We start from the raw sequence: 15,682 nt of genomic DNA, 5'->3' as shown, positions 1-15,682 counted from the left end.
CAGCGACTGGATCGCGCTTTGCGAAACACCAAGGCTACGGGCAGTGATATAGCTGCCCATGCCTTGTTCAAATAATTGCACTGCCTGTTCACGCTGCTCTTCGGTCAGCTTGCTTCCTGGTCTCATGCGCACTGCTCCTTGTGTGAGGGTGGTACTGGTTTTCACAGTCCAACTTCTGGGGAGCAGTTCAGAACTATTTTCGTTGGCCATCTGCGCGACCTGGGGAAACGCTTCGGTAGGTCGACGGGAGCGGGCCTGAAACCCAAAATAGTTCCCGGACTCAGACCAAACTGCAAGCTCCTACTCCACCACCAACTTGATCACGTCGGTGGGGCCTTCGTCGCCTGCGAACTCGACGGGCTCGACGGTGGGGGTAATCGGGGCGTTCACATCGAGCTCATCGCCGGTGGTGGCGCTGGGGCAGGCGTCGATAATTGAGGGGTCGAACCACTCGATGGCGGGTGTGCGATCGTCGTTGAAGATGACGCCAATGCCGCTCCAGGTCTCCCAGCGCTGCGAGTTGTCGTTGATGCTGTAGACATCGTCGGGGTCGAAGCCCAGGGCCTCAGCCTGTGCCTTGTCCGTGTACGGACAGAAGAGATAGGCGCGCTCGGCCTGCTCGCCGACAACCTGCGACACCGTAAACGGTGCGCCCTCCTGCGCGGCGGCTGCGAAGCCCAGGTCCGTCGACTTCCCTGTCGAACACCCGGCTAGCGCCACGCAGCTCAGTGTAAGTCCAGCAAGAACCGTTGTACGCGCCTTCATGATGGTCTCCTATCCTTGGCGGGCGTGCTCACGTAACGCGAATTCTACCGCGTCGAGTGGCAAGTCGGGGGCGTGCTCGTCGCGCCCGGCCTTGATGGCTGCGAGGTAGGTGCCATACTCGTCGGCGGACCAGTCGCTGGTTACGTCCAGGCCAGCGCCCTTCGCACGGTTGGAGCAGATGATGAGCGGCTTCTCGTCGGCAGCTTCCTGTGGGCCGGCCAGGAAATAGATCAGGCCCGACGCGAACTTCGCAGGCAGGCCGGTAGCCACGACGGCCTCGTACTGCTGGACGGGCGTGAGCTCCCCGGAGCCGACCTTACGCAGCGCCTGCAGCAGTGCGTTCGCCTTGCCCTTGTTGCGCAGGAACTGCTGCAGCTTCAGCTGCGCCTGCGCATTCTTGCCGCCCTGGAACGCGAAGGACGCGCCCAAAAAGTCGATGATCTGGTCGCGGGCGAACTCGGAATCCACCACATCCTGTGCGAAGGCGAAGACTTCGCGGCGGGTCAGCGTCGCGGTGGCGTCGTCACGGAAGGGTGGGACGCGGCGCAGGTTGTGCGGCCAGCCGGTCTTCCAGCGGATCGGGGAAAAGCTGACGGTTTCTTGCGCGACGGCTTCCGCGGTTGGGGAAACGGCCTTGATGGCTTCTGCAATCTGGTTTGTCATGCGGACTATTGTTACACACTATGACCATCCTCGTGCTTGACCCTCGTTGGCCCGACATGCTGCCCGTTTCGGTAGCGCAGCGCATCCGCGGACCAGTGGAGTTCACCATGGAAGTGCCCGTCTCCGTGCGGTGGGACCTTGCCGACGCCCCCGATGGCCCCTCCCCCTGGCTCCTCACCACGAACGAGGACGACGAGGTGGTGCGGGAGCGCATCGCGAAGGGTGAGCACGTCGAACGGGTGCCCTCGCTCGAGGACCCCGTCCACCAGGCAGTATCCGTCATGCACGCGGCACGCACGCGCGGGCAGTGGGAGCGCTCCATGACGCACGAAACGCTGCTGCCCTACCTCCACGAGGAAACCGAGGAGCTCGCCGCCGCCATCACCGACAACGAAGGCGACGAAGCCCTGCGCAAAGAACTTTCCGACGTCCTGCTCCAGGTCCTCTTCCACGCCGAAATCGCAGCAGAGCGCGGCGCATTCGGGTTCGCGGGGGTGGCGCAGGGGTTCGTCGACAAGATGAAGGCGCGCTCCCCCTACCTTTTCGACGGCAGCTCCGGCCCCGTCGACGCCGAAACCCAGGACCGGCTGTGGCAGGAGGCCAAAGCTAAGGGCAACTAGCTTTGCGGCCCGTACGCCCCACCGCGCAGGGCTCGGTCGTTGAGCTCGCGGCGCGCCTGCTCCAACGCCACCAAGTCGGAAAACAGCGCGTTGTAGGCTGCCTCGTCGTCAGAGGGGCGCATGCGCTGCAGCTGCGCCTTCAACAGCGCAATCTGATCCCCCACGCGGGTCTCCTGCAGGCGTGAGAGCACAGAATCCACGTAACGGTCAATGTCGTCCGGGTGCATCGGCTCCACCGCCAACTCGGAGACGAAATTGCGGCCCACCAGGTCCAGCATCTCCTGCGCCACCTTCGCCAAAAACTGCGGTCCCACATGCGCGCCCGTCACCCCGCCAGCCTTCTCGATCGCGTCACGCACCTGCCGATACGCCGGGTTCGTAAACGCCTCCGGCGAAATGCCCTCAAAGTAACTGCCGGCCTTCTCCGGGTACTGCAACGCAATCTTGAGCGCCTCGCGCTGCGGCCACAACAGCGGATCCTGCGGGTTCGGCGGCACCAACGCGGGCGGCTGACCCGGCGCGGCCTGCTGCTGACTGCGCTGCGGTTTCTGCCAGGTACGCTGCTGCTGCTTCGGCCGACGGGCTTCCTCGCGAACCTGCTGGAGCACCTCATCCGGGTTCGGCCAGCCCACCCAGCCGGCGAGCCTGCGCGCGTACTCCGTCTGCAGCACCTTGTCGCTGATCCCGGCGACGACGGGAACGGTGCGTCGCAACGCCTGCAGGCGTCCCTCCGCCGTGTCCAGCGAGTAGTCCTTCAGCAGGGACTCGATCACGAACTCAAAAATCGGGATTCTCGACGCCACCAAGTCCCGCAACGCAGAATCCCCTCGCTCAAGGCGCAAGTCACAAGGGTCCAGGCCGTCGGGGGCGACCGCCACAAACGACTGCCCCGAAAACTGCTGATCCCCCTGGAACGCGCGCATCGCCGCCTTCTGACCGGCTTCGTCGCCGTCGAACGTGTAAATCAGCTCGCCGCGGAAATAGTTGTCGTCCAACATGAGGCGGCGAATCACCGCCATGTGGTCCTTCCCGAACGCCGTACCACACGACGCCACCGCCGTCTTCACCCCAGCGGCGTGCATCGCCATCACGTCCGTGTAGCCCTCCACCACCACCGTCTGGTGATCCGTGGCAATGTGCTTCTTCGCCAAATCCAGCCCGAACAGCACCTTCGACTTGTGATACAACATCGTGTCCGCGGTGTTCATGTACTTACCCATCGGGTCATCATCGAAAAGCTTGCGCGCCCCGAACCCGATCACGTTGCCGGCCACATCCTTAATCGGCCAAATCAGGCGACGCCGAAACTTATCAATCGGCCCGCGACGCCCCATACTCGAAATTCCGGCGTCCTGGAGCTCCTGGGCGTCGAAACCCTTGCGAAGCAAGTGCTTCGTCAACGTGTCCCAACCATCCGGGGCGTACCCGCACTCGAAGTGATAAATCAGCTCCTTCGAAAACCCTCGCTCCAGCAAGAAATTCCTACCGACCTCCGCCTCCGGGGTCTCCAACTGCTCACGGTAAAACTCGTGCGCCGCCTTATTCGCCGCCAACAAGCGCGCACGAGTCCCCGGCTTCACATCACGCCCACCAGTCGTCCCACCCTGGTAATTGATGTGGTAGCCAATCTCCTGAGCAACCGCCTCCACCGCCTCCGGGAAGGACATCTGCTCCATCTCCATCAGGAACGAAAAAACATCCCCGCCCTTACCCGTCGAAAAGCAGTGGTAGTAGCCGCGCGCTGGACGCACGTGGAACGACGGCGTCTTCTCGTCCTTAAACGGGCTCAAGCCCTTCAGCGAGTCGTACCCAGCCGGTTTCAGCTGCACATACTCGCCAACGATGTCCTCGATCGCCGCGCGCTCACGAATAGCCTCAATGTCACTATCCGGAATTCTGCCCCTAGCCATACGCACATCGTAGCGCCTGTGCCACAATGACTCAGCGTGAGCCGAAGATCGAAGAACACCGCCGTCGGCGCCGTCGTTGTCGCCGCGGCGCTCCTCCTCAACACGTTCCTGCCCGACAATGACAAGGGCGCCACGTCGGAGGACCCCGCCTCCTGCCCCAACCTCCCCGCAGAGGCCTGGGAGACCATCGACCTCATCGAATCCGGCGGGCCCTACCGGCACCCAGAGGACGATTCGCGCTTCGGCAACTACGAAGGCACCCTTCCAGAGGAACCGCTCGGCTACTACCGCGAATACACCGTAGATACGCCGGGCGTGCACCACCGGGGCCTGCGGCGCATCGTCACCGGCGGCGGCGCCGACGGCGTCGTCGACGAGTGGTACTACACCGACAACCACTACGAATCCTTCTGCGAAGTCCAACCGCGGTAGCTTCCTAGGCTCGAGGAGAAGGTGTCGCCTCGAGCGGAGTCGGGAATTTGTGAACAGAATTGCTACACTCACCGCACATGGGGGAATTCGCAGCGCTTCGCGCACACATTCACAGTCTTCGGGGACGCACAGCACAAGCACAACGGCACAAACAGGCCGTTGCCGACGGCAGCATGTTGCGGATTGGGAGGTATGGGGCCGTCGAAAAGCGGTGGTGGGGCACGCTTGACCCCGACACCCGCCGCATCGTGCGGGCCCTCGTCCACGGCCGCGAAAACCGCAAAGCCGTCATCGTTGGTCGCACCGCCGCGCGCCTCCACCGCCTCCCCGTGCCGCACCTCGGCCGCCAGCCCGAACTCACCGAAGTAGCGCTGCCCAACGGCACCTCCATCACCCGCAGCAAATGGCGCCCCGGCCTCCACTATCGACGCCAAACCCTCCACACCACCGACACCATCGCGGGAGTACGCGTCGCACCCCTGCCCGAAACCATCGCGGGCATCTTCAAATGGGAACCGCGCGCGCAGCTCTACCCCGTCCTCAACCACCTCAAACACGTTGGCGACCACGACGACACCCTCACCAAAGCCATCTGGGCCCTGCCCCGCCAACGCGACCGCAACGCCCTCCAACTCTGCTGGGAACACGCCACCCACCACCCAATCGCGCCCGAGCTCAGCTACCTCGCCACCGCGCTCATCTCGCACCCTGCACTCCCCGCGCACTACTGGCACATCCAGCCACACCGCGTCATGTACGGCACCCACTTCGCCCTCGCGCTCACCGACGCCCCACTTTTCGACGACCACTGCGCCCCAACCGAAACCAGCTGGGTCCGCACATTGCGCATCCCCGTGGAGGCACTCCACCGCGACCTGCAGGGCACGATGAACTTCATCGCCGACACCGTGCGCGCCACCTACCGCGGCCGTCCACATTGCGACATCTGCCGGGGACCGCGCGAGCCACTGCAATACGCTGACGACCTCGTTTGCGACACGAGCATTGAAGCCTTCATCGCGCAATTGACCCGATTCCCCGACGATGAGCGGCCCGAAGGCTTTCTTCCCGCGTGGTGATTTTTTGGGGGGTGGCATGTGTGATCTCGAGCGGAGTCGGGAATTTGTGAACAGAATTGCTTGTGTGTGGAGTCACAAAATGCGCAATTCTGTTCACGATTTCTCTAAGCGAATTTTTCAAGACATATCCCAACCCCCGCGGGCCTGACAACGCGAACTTTATAAAACCCTAGAAATACGCTGTGAGTTGTGGCATACTTTCCGAAGTTGTGACTCAAAACACGGAAAGAGAGGCGACCGCATGAACTCGCTCTTCCTGGTACTCCTCGGACTGGCGATGCTGGTTACTGGGTACCTGCTGTACTCAAAGTTCCTCGCGCAGCGGGTCTATAAGCTATCGGAAAGCTACGAGACCCCGGCGCACACCATGGAGGACGGTGTGGACTACGTCCCCACTAACAAGTACGTGCTGTGGGGCCACCACTTCACCTCCGTGGCGGGTGCCGCGCCGATTATCGGCCCGGCGGTCGCTGTGATTTGGGGTTGGCTCCCGGCGTTCTTGTGGGTGACCCTCGGTACCGTTTTCTTTGCTGGGATGCACGACTTGGGGGCGTTGTGGGCGTCGCAAAGGCATAGGGGCCAGTCGATTGGCACGTTGTCGGGGCGCTACATCGGCGCGCGGGGGCGCAACCTCTTCCTCGTGGTAATTTTCCTGCTGCTGCTGATGGTGAATACTGCGTTCGCGGTGGTGATTTCGAACCTGCTGATCGCGACGCCATCAGCGGTGATTCCGACGTGGGGCGCGATCCTGGTCGCCGTGCTGATTGGTCAGGCGATTTACCGTTTGAAGTGGAATCTGCCGCTGGTGTCGGTGGTTGGCGTCGTGGCGCTGTACGCGCTGATGGTGCTTGGCGACCGCGTGCCGCTCGCACTACCGGAAACCGTGATGGGCATTCCAGACCGTGGCATCTGGATTATTTTGCTGTTCGTGTACGCCTTCATCGCGTCGATGCTGCCGGTGTGGGTGCTGCTACAGCCGCGTGATTACATCAATGGTCTGCAACTGTTCGTTGGCCTGATTATTCTGTACGCTTCGTTCTTCATCGTGCGTCCGGAGGTTGTAGCGCCGACGCTGAATGAGTCTGTACCGGAGGGTACGCCGAGCATCTTCCCGCTGCTCTTCGTGACAATTGCGTGTGGTGCGGTGTCTGGCTTCCACGGCATTGTTGCTTCAGGTACGTCGGCCAAGCAGTTGGACAAGGAGACGGACGCGCGCTTCGTTGGGTACTTCGGCGCGGTTGGTGAGGGCCTGCTGGCGCTCGGCACGATTGTGGCGACGACCGGTGGCTACAAGACCGTCGCAGACTGGGAGAACGTGTACAACGAGTGGAACGCCGGCGGCGTCAACGCCTTCGTAGAGGGCGGCGGCTCCCTGATGAACCAGGGCCTGGGTATCCCGACGTCCCTGTCGGCCACCATCCTGGCCACCATGGCAGTCCTCTTCGCGGCTACCACAATGGACTCTGGTGTGCGTCTGCAGCGCATGGTCGTCGGCGAGATCGGCCAGATTATGGGTGTCAAGCTCTCCGGCCTGGTGGCTACGCTCATCGCGGTTGGCGCTGCGCTTGGCTTGACCTTCTCGACGGGCCTGGACGGCTCCGGCGGCATGATCATTTGGCCGCTGTTCGGTACTACGAACCAGCTGATGGCCGGGCTGACCCTGGCAGTCCTGGTGGTCATCCTGACGAAGCTGCGCCGCCCGACCCTGCCGTTGCTGATCCCGCTGGCGTTCGTCACGCTGATGTCGCTGTGGGCGGCGGTGCTGCAGCTGCGCACCCTGTACGCTGCGGGCAACTGGCTGCTGCTGGTGATCGACGTCGTCATTATTATCTGCGCGATCTGGGTCACCGTCGAGGCGATCACCGCGATCAACAAGGCGCGCCGCGAGCCAGCCATGCAGTGGGAGGACACCCCAGCCCATGAGCCTGCGCAGTAGGTTGGCCGCGCTCGGCGCGGGCCTCAACGAGTTCTACCAGGCTCCCTACCGGCGCGAATTCGCCCGCGCCGCGCGCGAGGAGGACGACCTGTTCACCCTGCTAGTCGCCTCCGAAATGCTCGGCATCCCCAACCCCGCCAGCTACTACACGCTCGAACTCCTGCCCCTGCTGTACGACGACTTCCACGCCTGGCACACCCGCATGGGCATGGAGCGCTCACCACTCGATGGGATCTCATGTTGCTAGACGCCCCAGTCATGTTCTTCGGCGGGAAAGGTGGCGTCGGCAAGACGACGATCTCCGCCGCCACGGCCGTGCGCCTCGCCGCGCGCGGCGGCCGCGTCCTGTTGGTCTCGACGGACCCCGCGCACAACCTCGGGCACATTTGGGGCACCACGCTTGACGACGCCCCCATCGCCCTCGAACCGAACCTCCACGCCATCGAGCTCGACCCGGCAACCATTACGTCACAGCACCTGCGAGCGGTCGGCGAATCAATGCGCGCCATGATGCCCGAGCGACTCCACCGCGAAGTGGACCGCCACCTGGAGATGTCGCGGCACTCCCCCGGCATGCACGAGGCCGCACTCCTCGAGCGCATCGCCGACCTTGTCGCCGACCGCGGCGACTACGACCACATCATCTTCGACACCGCCCCCTCCGGCCACACCTCCCGCCTCATGGCGCTCCCCGAGGTCATGGCCGCCTACACCGACGGCCTCTTGGCCCGGCGCGACAAGTCCGACAAGTTCAGCGAACTCATCCGAGGGATGGGCGGCACTTCCGGGAACAGCGGCTCCCCCGTCGACCGCCGCAACCAGCAGATCCGCTCCACGCTGCTGAAGCGCCGCCGCAAGTTCGAGCACCTCCGCGCCGTGCTCACCGATCCCGCCCAGTGCGTCTTCCACATCGTGCTGACCGCCGAACGCCTGCCGGTCATGGAGTCGATGGAGTTCTACGAGGAGCTCACCTCCCACGGCGTGCACGTCGGCGGGGCCGTGGTGAACCGCCGCACGCCAGATGAGGCCGGCTCATTTTTGGCGGGACGGCGCGAGGTGGAAGCGCGAGCGCTGGAGCTACTGGACCTGCCAGTGCCGATCCTTGAGCTTCCGTGGCTTCCTGGCGAAATTGGCACGCGGGATGCGCTCGAGCAGATCGCTGGATTCCTCTCCTCGTGATGGTGGGAGTACTGCTCTCAAGTTGAGTCGGGATTTTGTGAACAGATTTGCTTGTGTGCTGAGTCACAAAAACTGCACTTTTGTTCACGATTTCCCGAATAATCTCGCGAGGCATACCTCTAGTAGAAGCCGTCGAATGCGGCGGCCTTCTTCGCGGTGCGCTCGAGGCGCGACTCCGTCATCGAAGCGATCTGGTCCACGATGACGCGCTCGCGCTCCAGATCTGTCTCGGCGGCCTCGAACCACTGCTGGAACATCGTGTCCAGGGTGCCCGGCGCGCCGGCGCGCAGGTACTCGTGGACGTGGAAGATGCGGTCGCGTTGCCGGTCCTGGCGAGCGAGGTGCGCGGGCTCGTCCATCACATAGAGCACGGCGACGGTCTTGAGAAGACGGACCTCTGCCTCCACGTCAGGCGGGACCACGAGGTTGCCGTGCTGTCTGCCCAGCACGTTGTTTGCTTCGTCGGTGAGCGTGGCCTGCGTGACCCCACCGACGTAACGGCCCACCAGCTCCGAGGTCAGCGCTTTGAGTTGGGTCCAGGACTGGAGAGTGAAGTCGAAGTCGGCGGCTGCGGCGATGGCTGGCAAGGCGCGGAGGCGGTCGGCGGCGTCGATGAGGGAGTCGGCGGTGCCGCCAAACGCGGCGGCACCTTTCTCGGCGAGGGCGGCGAGCTCGACGAAGTCCCAAAGGACCTGCAGTGACACGCGCGAGGAGACGATGCCGTCCTCGACGTCGTGGACGGAGTAGGCGATGTCGTCGGAAAAGTCCATGACTTGGGCTTCCATGGGTGGGCGCGAATCGGTGTGTCCGGCGCGTGCCCAGGCGAGTATGTCGGCGTCTTCGTCGTAGGCGGAGTATTTGCGGTTGACTGTGCCGTCGGGGTTGGTGCGGGTCCACGGGTATTTGGTGGCGGCGTCGAGGCTGGCGCGGGTGAGGTTGAGGCCGTAGGTGGTGGCGTCGATAATTATTTTTGGTTCGAGGCGCGCGAGGATGCGCAGGGTTTGCGCGTTGCCTTCGAAGCCGCAGGGGGCGGCTTCGTTGAGGGCGTTTTCGCCGTTGTGGCCGTAGGGCGGGTGGCCGATGTCGTGGGTGAGGCCGGCCATTTCGCATAGGTCGGGGTGGAGGCCGAGTCCGGTGCCGATGCCACGCGCGATCTGCGCGACTTCCAGCGAGTGGGTGAGGCGTGTGCGTGGTGTGTCGCCGTCGCGGGGGCCGACGACTTGGGTTTTGTCGGCGAGGCGTCGTAGCGCCGCGGAGTGGAGGACGCGGGCGCGGTCGCGGGCGAAGGCGTCGCGGGTGTCTGCGTGGGGCGCGGTTTGGGCCCCTTTGGGGGCTTCGGGGGCGCGGCGTTCGACGTCTGCGGCGTTATAGGTGTACACGCCTTCTGAGCGTAAACGGTTCCGGCACGTTTCTGTGTGAGCGACTACCCTCATTGGCATGACTAAGCGCAACTACCGTCTCTTGGCTGCTGCCCCGTTGTTCGTTGGGGGCGCGTTGCTGGCCGTCGCCCCGGTGGCGCAGGCTGCAGCGCCGTCCGTGTCTGTGCAGGCACTTCAGCCCAGCTTATTGACGACGCCAGTCACCGACGAAGCCGGCGTCCTGACCGCTGGGGAAATTTCCCAGGTTGAGGACGCTATCGCTCAGGTCAGCGCGCAGAAGGGCCGTTCGGTGCGGGTGGTGTTCCTGGATTCTTTTGCGGGCACACCGCCGTCGGAGTGGACGGAGGATGCGGTGCGGGCCAACGGGCCGAATACGGCCGTCATCGCGATTTCGCCGAATGAGCGCGCCTACAGCGTGACTACTGGCGAGCAGTGGTCGTCAGCGGAGGCGGACGCGATTGACCAGGCGGCGTACGCGAGGTTGGTGCAGTCTGACTGGGCGGGTGCCGCGCTGGCCGCGGTTGAGGCGGCCGGCAGCGCTAGTGCTGGTTCGGGTGGCACGGGTTCGGGCTCAGGCGGCGGCGAGGCAACTGGCCTGATTGCCGGCGGTGCCGGGCTCGCCGCGGTTGCCGGTGGCGGGTACTGGGCTGTGTCACGCCGAAAGAATAAGCAGCACCGGGAGGCCCAGGTGGCGTCGGCACGCGAGCTTGCACCCGGCGATGCGGATTCACTGAACCGCCTGCCTACCACCACCCTGGACGCGGTGGCGCAGGAGGCGCTCGTCGCTGCCGATGAGTCAGTACAGCAGGGCCAGGAGGAGCTGCGCTTGGCCACCTCTGAGTTCGGCGCAGACCGCGTGCGCCCGTTTACCGCCGCGATGAACTCGGCGACCACTGCCCTGCAGCGCGCGTTTCGCACCCAGCAGGCGCTGCACGACGCCATCCCGGAGACCGAGCCGGAGCGCCGCGCCATGCTCATCGACATCATTACGTCTGCCCGCACCGCCGAGGCGTCGCTGCGCGCGAAGACGGAGGAGTTCAACTCGATGCGCGGTGTGCTAATGCGCGCGCCGGAGGAGATCGAGAAGGTCATGCAGCGCACCGTGGATCTGCGCTCGCGGCTGGAGCCTGCGAAGCAGCAGCTGGTGGCGCTGCGGGAGCAGTACCCCGCCCAGATGCTGCACTCCATCGACGGCAACGTGGAGCTCGCCGCCGAGTCTCTCGACGAGGCCGAGGCGCAGTTGGACAAGTCCCGCGGTCTTGCCGCGCGCCCGGCCGGTGAGCAAGGCCCGCTTCTCGACGTCCTCTCCGCCGCCACCCGCGCCGTCGAACTTTCCGACCACAACTTGTCCGCCATCGAGCACGCCGACGCGAACATCCGCACGGCGAAGGAGAACCTCTCCTCGCTGATCCAGGAAATCCGCGACGAGATCGAGCAGATTACGCAGCTCAAGAGTGCACGCGCGCAGGGCGCCGACATCGACGTGGCTGCCCTCGATCGGGTTTCCGCGACCGCCCGCGATGCCATCGCCAACATCGGCGACCGCGACACCACCGACCCACTGAGCCTGTACGCCGACTTGAGCGACGTGGACGCCCAGCTCGACGCCGAGATCGAACGCGCCGAGGGCGCCGCCCACGACCAGTCGCGGGCGCTGACCATGTTCGACCAGCAGATGCAGGTGGCGACCACCCAGATCCAGTCCGCCGAGGACATGATTCGTTCCCGCGGCAGGATTATCAGCTCGCAGCCACGCACCCTGCTGGCCCAGGCGCAGCGCGAGTACGCGGAAGCCCAACAGCGTCGCACCAGCAACACCCGCGAGGCAATCGAGTACGCCCGCCAGGCGACCACCACCGCGCGCCGCGCGATCCAGGCCGCCAAGGACGACTTGGATCAGTACCGCCGCGCCCAAGCCCGCGATACTGCGAACTCCATGGCGCAGGCCGTGCTGTGGGGCTCGATCCTGTCCGGCGGCGGCAACCGCGGGGGCGGCTTCGGGGGTGGCGGCTTCGGTGGAGGCGGCGGCTTCTCCGGTGGCGGGGGTGGCGGCGGGATGACCACCCGCGGCGGTACCTTCTAGCCTCGCCCTAACCGCGCGAACTGCCCTAGTAGCGCAGCCTACGCGTGGGCGTATCCACGTACGTGAGCGCCCACGTTATAAACAACAGATCCCCCACGAGCGCCTCGGAGGCGCAGTCCCCTAGAACGGTCACCTCCAACTCACCGTTGAGGTGGCCGTTTGTCGTTGCGACGGTGGTGCCGCGGGCGTCGATAATGTCGCGGCGACGCCCCCGGGTCCTGCGCACCGTGTATGGCCTGCCGCCGCATTCGGCGGTGTAGCGCGCCACGGTCAGGCTGGTCTTGCGCAGCAGATAGCGCTGGCCGAGCTCGTCGACCCCGCGCAGGGACGCGGGGGACGTCGACACCATCGTGATGCGGTGGCCGTCCGCGGTGATCGTGGCGCCCTCCACGGTTGCCACCGCCGCATCGGTTCCTTCGAGCGCCGCACCGCGCCACCACAACGTGGTCATTAGAGCAACGTCACCAGCACGATAACTGCCGAGAACAACAACAGCGTGCCGATCAGCGCATTCGAAATCCCGAGCTTCTTCGCCTCCAGGACCTCGCGGCTCACCCACGCCAGCCCGGCCACGTCGGTGGCAGGCAGGGTGGTTTCGCCCTCGAACTCGAGGATTGCTTTGCGCACCCCGTTGTGGTCCTGGGTGAACTGCGCGACCTTCTCGCCGGCGGCGTCGTTGACCACCCAGTTCTTGCCCCACTCGTTGACCAGCACGTAGGAGCGCTCCCCGATGTGCACAGGGATCTCCTTCGCGCGTGCCAAGGAAGCGGTGGCTTCCACCACTGTCTCACCGTTACACTTCGCCACCGCGCCGGACTCAGGGGCGACCAGTAGGTCCCACTGCTGCCCGCCCACCGTTGCGGACTCGTGCGTGAACTCGCCGAGTACCTCCGGGCCGGCCTCAGCCAACAGCTTCGGGGCGTCGCGCTGCGTGCGGTCCCAGCTTACGTAATGCATGGCGAGTGCCTCCTAGCAGCCGATCAGGCGGGTCGCCAGGTATGCCTCGAGCTCGTCGATCTTGACGCGCTCCTGCTCCATCGTGTCGCGCTCACGGACGGTCACGGCGCCGTCCTCGAGCGAGTCGAAGTCGAAGGTCACGCAGAACGGCGTACCGGTCTCGTCCTGGCGACGGTAGCGACGGCCAATCGCGCCGGAGGTGTCGTAGTCCACGTTCCAGTGCTGGCGCAGCTTCGCGGCGAGCTCCTCAGCGGGCTCGGCAAGCTCGGCCTTCTTGGACAGTGGCAGCACGGCAACCTTCACCGGCGCGAGGCGACGATCCAGCTTCAGCACCACACGGGTATCCGTGCCACCCTTGGCGTTCGGGGCCTCTTCCTCGTGGTAGGCGTCGACAAGGAAGGCCATCAGTGCGCGACCAAGGCCAGCAGCTGGCTCGATGCAGTACGGCGTCCAGCGCTCGTTTGCTGCCTGGTCGAAGTAGGACAGGTCCTCGCCGGACTTCTCGGAGTGCGTGCGCAGGTCGTAATCCGTGCGGTTCGCGATGCCCTCGAGCTCGCCCCACTTGGAGCCGGTGAAGTTGTAGGCGTACTCGATGTCGACGGTGCGCTTCGAGTAGTGCGACAGCTTCTCCTTCGGGTGCTCGTACAGGCGCAGGTTGTCCGGGTTCACACCCAGGTCGATGTACCACTGCAGACGGTTATCGATCCAGTACTGGTGCCACTCTTCGTCCTCACCCGGCTTGACGAAGAACTCCATCTCCATCTGCTCAAACTCACGGGTACGGAAAATGAAGTTGCCCGGCGTGATCTCGTTACGGAAGGACTTACCGATGTTCGCGATACCGAACGGCGGCTTCAGACGCGCCGACGTCATCACGTTCTTGAAGTTCACGAAGATGCCCTGCGCCGTCTCCGGGCGCATGTAGTGCAAGCCTTCCTTGTCGTCGACCGGGCCAAGGTACGTCTTCATCAGACCCGAGAACTCACGCGGCTCAGTCCAGTTGCCCGGCTGGCCGGTCTCGGGGTCCTTGATGTCAGCCAAGCCGTTTACCGGCGGGTGGCCGTGCTTCTCTTCGTAGGCCTCCAGCAGGTGGTCGGCACGGTAACGCTTGTTGGTGTACAGCGACTCCACCAGCGGGTCCGTGAACACCTCCACGTGGCCCGACGCCTCCCACACCTGGCGTGGCAGAATAATCGACGTATCCACGCCGACCGTGTCCTTACGGGACTGCACCATGTGCTTCCACCACTGGCGCTTAATGTTTTCCTTCAGCTCGACGCCGAGCGGGCCGTAATCCCATGCAGAACGCGTACCGCCGTAAATTTCACCGGCCGGGTACACAAGGCCACGGCGCTTGCAAAGGTTAACAACGGTATCGATCTTGCTGGCTGACATGAACACTCCTCATAGATGGGTGATGCAAAAACTACCCGCTTAGTGTAGCCAATCACCCAGACACTTAGCACCTGGCCCACCACATCGGCGCAGTCGGCTAGTCTGGTACGCACTATGCCAAGCTCGAAGAACCCCGTCAGGAAACTCGGCCCGCGCATGACACGCCAGCGCCAGGCCGTCGTGGATACGCTGCAGGCCATCGACAAGTTCAGCCCCGCCAAGGACATCCACGCGGCGCTACTCGCCCGCGATGAGCAAGTCGGGCTTACCACCGTCTACCGCACGTTGCAGGGGCTCGCGGAGATCGGCGCCGTCGACGTTATCCAAAGCCCAGATGGCGAAACCCTCTACCGGCACTGCCTCACTGAGCACCACCACCATCACCTCGTGTGCGTCAAGTGCGGCACCAGCGAGGAGATCGAGGGTGGCCCCGTCGAGTCCTGGGCTGAGGCCACCGCCAAGGAGCACGGCTTCACGCTCGTCGCCCACGAGGCAGAAATCTACGGCGTCTGCCGCGACTGCCAGGCCTAATCAGGGCCTAGTCAAACTTATCGACGGCCCCTCCGAACCTCCTGTCACGCTTCGCGTACTCGTAGACGGCGTCGAACATATCGTCCTTGGTGAAGTCCGGGAAGAGCTTGTCCTGGTAGACCATCTCCGCGTACGCCGACTGCCACAGCAGGAAGTTCGACGTCCGCTTCTCCCCACTTGGCCGCAAGAACAGGTCCACGTCCGGCATATCCGGGCGATACATATACTTCGCGAACGTTTTCTCCGTAATATCCCCAGGCGCAATCTTGCCGTCCCGAGCGTCCTTGGCGAGCTGGCGGGCACCGTCGATAATTTCGGCGCGACCACCGTAATTAATACACATCGCCAGCGTCAGCCCCGTGTTGTCCTGCGTGAGCTCCTCGGCGGCCTCAAGCTCGCGAAGCACCGAGCGCCACAGGCGCGGGCGGCGACCCGCCCACACAATGCGCACGTTCTTCTCGTGCAGCTCCTCGCGCTGTCGGTGCAGCACATCGCGCGAAAAGCCCATGATGAACCGCACCTCTGAGGCCGCGCGGCGCCAGTTCTCCGTCGAAAACGCGTACGCCGACAGCCACTCCACCGTCCCCATCTCGATGCAGGCGTCCACGCAGTCCAGCAGCACCGCCTCGCCACGCTTGTGGCCCTCCGTGCGCTTCATGCCGCGCTCCTGCGCCCACCTGCCGTTGCCGTCCATCACCAACGCGATATGACGAGGAATAAACTCCGGGGAAATCTGCGGTCTGCTCATGGCAT

The 15,682-nt window shown here is 64.4% G+C and carries 16 protein-coding genes; 8 read left to right on the top strand and 8 right to left on the bottom strand.

Annotated features, from left to right (window positions below; all coding sequences use genetic code 11):
- Positions 1 to 300: 300 nt before the first annotated feature.
- Together BJP08_RS00805 and BJP08_RS00800 are read right to left on the bottom strand one after the other, a co-directional pair.
- A complete protein-coding gene (locus BJP08_RS00805; protein WP_071567744.1) occupies positions 301 to 765 on the bottom strand; it encodes a hypothetical protein in 465 nt (154 codons plus the stop codon).
- A 9-nt stretch (positions 766 to 774) separates the two neighbouring features.
- A complete protein-coding gene (locus BJP08_RS00800; RefSeq protein ID WP_070362104.1) occupies positions 775 to 1,428 on the bottom strand; it encodes a hypothetical protein in 654 nt (217 codons plus the stop codon).
- Positions 1,429 to 1,448: 20 nt separating this feature from the next.
- Here BJP08_RS00800 and BJP08_RS00795 point away from each other — a divergent pair, with 20 nt between their 5' ends.
- Positions 1,449 to 2,048, top strand: coding sequence for a MazG nucleotide pyrophosphohydrolase domain-containing protein (locus BJP08_RS00795; RefSeq protein ID WP_071567743.1), 600 nt, complete (start codon positions 1,449 to 1,451; stop codon positions 2,046 to 2,048).
- On the opposite strand, the gene dnaG is transcribed toward BJP08_RS00795, so the two are convergent.
- Complete coding sequence (gene dnaG / locus BJP08_RS00790) at positions 2,045 to 3,958, bottom strand: DNA primase (protein ID WP_071567742.1); 1,914 nt, start codon at positions 3,956 to 3,958, stop codon at positions 2,045 to 2,047. The genes BJP08_RS00795 and dnaG overlap by 4 nt on opposite strands.
- Positions 3,959 to 3,994: 36 nt before the next feature.
- On the opposite strand from dnaG, the gene BJP08_RS00785 reads away from it, so the two are divergent.
- The 5 genes from BJP08_RS00785 (at position 3,995) to BJP08_RS00765 (ending at position 8,584) form a co-directional block, all read left to right on the top strand.
- A complete protein-coding gene (locus BJP08_RS00785; RefSeq protein ID WP_071567740.1) occupies positions 3,995 to 4,390 on the top strand; it encodes a ribonuclease domain-containing protein in 396 nt (131 codons plus the stop codon).
- 77 nt (positions 4,391 to 4,467) lie between these two features.
- Entirely contained in the window at positions 4,468 to 5,469 is a 1,002-nt protein-coding gene (locus BJP08_RS00780; RefSeq protein WP_143109959.1) for a hypothetical protein, read from the top strand.
- A gap of 241 nt (positions 5,470 to 5,710) precedes the next feature.
- Positions 5,711 to 7,405, top strand: coding sequence for a carbon starvation protein A (locus BJP08_RS00775; protein WP_071567737.1), 1,695 nt, complete (start codon positions 5,711 to 5,713; stop codon positions 7,403 to 7,405).
- Positions 7,389 to 7,652 (top strand): cory-CC-star protein, encoded by a 264-nt coding sequence (locus tag BJP08_RS00770; protein WP_071567736.1) that lies wholly within the window; start codon positions 7,389 to 7,391, stop codon positions 7,650 to 7,652. Before BJP08_RS00775 ends, BJP08_RS00770 begins: the two co-directional genes overlap by 17 nt.
- Positions 7,643 to 8,584, top strand: coding sequence for an ArsA family ATPase (locus BJP08_RS00765; protein WP_177221690.1), 942 nt, complete (start codon positions 7,643 to 7,645; stop codon positions 8,582 to 8,584). The genes BJP08_RS00770 and BJP08_RS00765 overlap by 10 nt, the downstream gene beginning before the upstream one ends.
- A gap of 119 nt (positions 8,585 to 8,703) precedes the next feature.
- Here BJP08_RS00765 and BJP08_RS00760 read toward each other — a convergent pair whose 3' ends face one another.
- Positions 8,704 to 10,017: a deoxyguanosinetriphosphate triphosphohydrolase gene (locus BJP08_RS00760; protein WP_071567763.1), complete on the bottom strand. Its 1,314-nt coding sequence runs from the start codon at positions 10,015 to 10,017 to the stop codon at positions 8,704 to 8,706.
- A gap of 4 nt (positions 10,018 to 10,021) precedes the next feature.
- Here BJP08_RS00760 and BJP08_RS00755 point away from each other — a divergent pair, with 4 nt between their 5' ends.
- Positions 10,022 to 12,046 (top strand): TPM domain-containing protein, encoded by a 2,025-nt coding sequence (locus tag BJP08_RS00755; RefSeq protein ID WP_071567734.1) that lies wholly within the window; start codon positions 10,022 to 10,024, stop codon positions 12,044 to 12,046.
- A gap of 25 nt (positions 12,047 to 12,071) precedes the next feature.
- On the opposite strand, the gene BJP08_RS00750 is transcribed toward BJP08_RS00755, so the two are convergent.
- From BJP08_RS00750 to BJP08_RS00740, 3 genes are read right to left on the bottom strand one after another with little or no spacing between them, the layout of a single operon-like run.
- Positions 12,072 to 12,497, bottom strand: a complete 426-nt coding sequence (locus BJP08_RS00750) for a hypothetical protein (protein ID WP_071567733.1) — start codon at positions 12,495 to 12,497, stop codon at positions 12,072 to 12,074.
- Positions 12,497 to 13,003 (bottom strand): hypothetical protein, encoded by a 507-nt coding sequence (locus tag BJP08_RS00745; RefSeq protein ID WP_071567731.1) that lies wholly within the window; start codon positions 13,001 to 13,003, stop codon positions 12,497 to 12,499. Before BJP08_RS00745 ends, BJP08_RS00750 begins: the two co-directional genes overlap by 1 nt.
- A 12-nt stretch (positions 13,004 to 13,015) precedes the next feature.
- Positions 13,016 to 14,398, bottom strand: a complete 1,383-nt coding sequence (locus BJP08_RS00740) for a glycine--tRNA ligase (RefSeq protein ID WP_071567730.1) — start codon at positions 14,396 to 14,398, stop codon at positions 13,016 to 13,018.
- Between the two features lie 114 nt (positions 14,399 to 14,512).
- Between BJP08_RS00740 and BJP08_RS00735 the strand changes: the two genes are divergently transcribed.
- Positions 14,513 to 14,929, top strand: a complete 417-nt coding sequence (locus tag BJP08_RS00735) for a Fur family transcriptional regulator (RefSeq protein WP_071567729.1) — start codon at positions 14,513 to 14,515, stop codon at positions 14,927 to 14,929.
- Positions 14,930 to 14,936: 7 nt separating this feature from the next.
- Here BJP08_RS00735 and BJP08_RS00730 read toward each other — a convergent pair whose 3' ends face one another.
- Positions 14,937 to 15,677: an isoprenyl transferase gene (locus BJP08_RS00730; protein WP_071567727.1), complete on the bottom strand. Its 741-nt coding sequence runs from the start codon at positions 15,675 to 15,677 to the stop codon at positions 14,937 to 14,939.
- Between the last annotated feature and the right edge of the window lie 5 nt (positions 15,678 to 15,682).

Source organism: Corynebacterium sp. NML140438, from assembly GCF_001875725.1.
Lineage (GTDB): Bacteria > Actinomycetota > Actinomycetes > Mycobacteriales > Mycobacteriaceae > Corynebacterium.
This window is presented reverse-complemented; position numbering and strand designations above follow the sequence as displayed.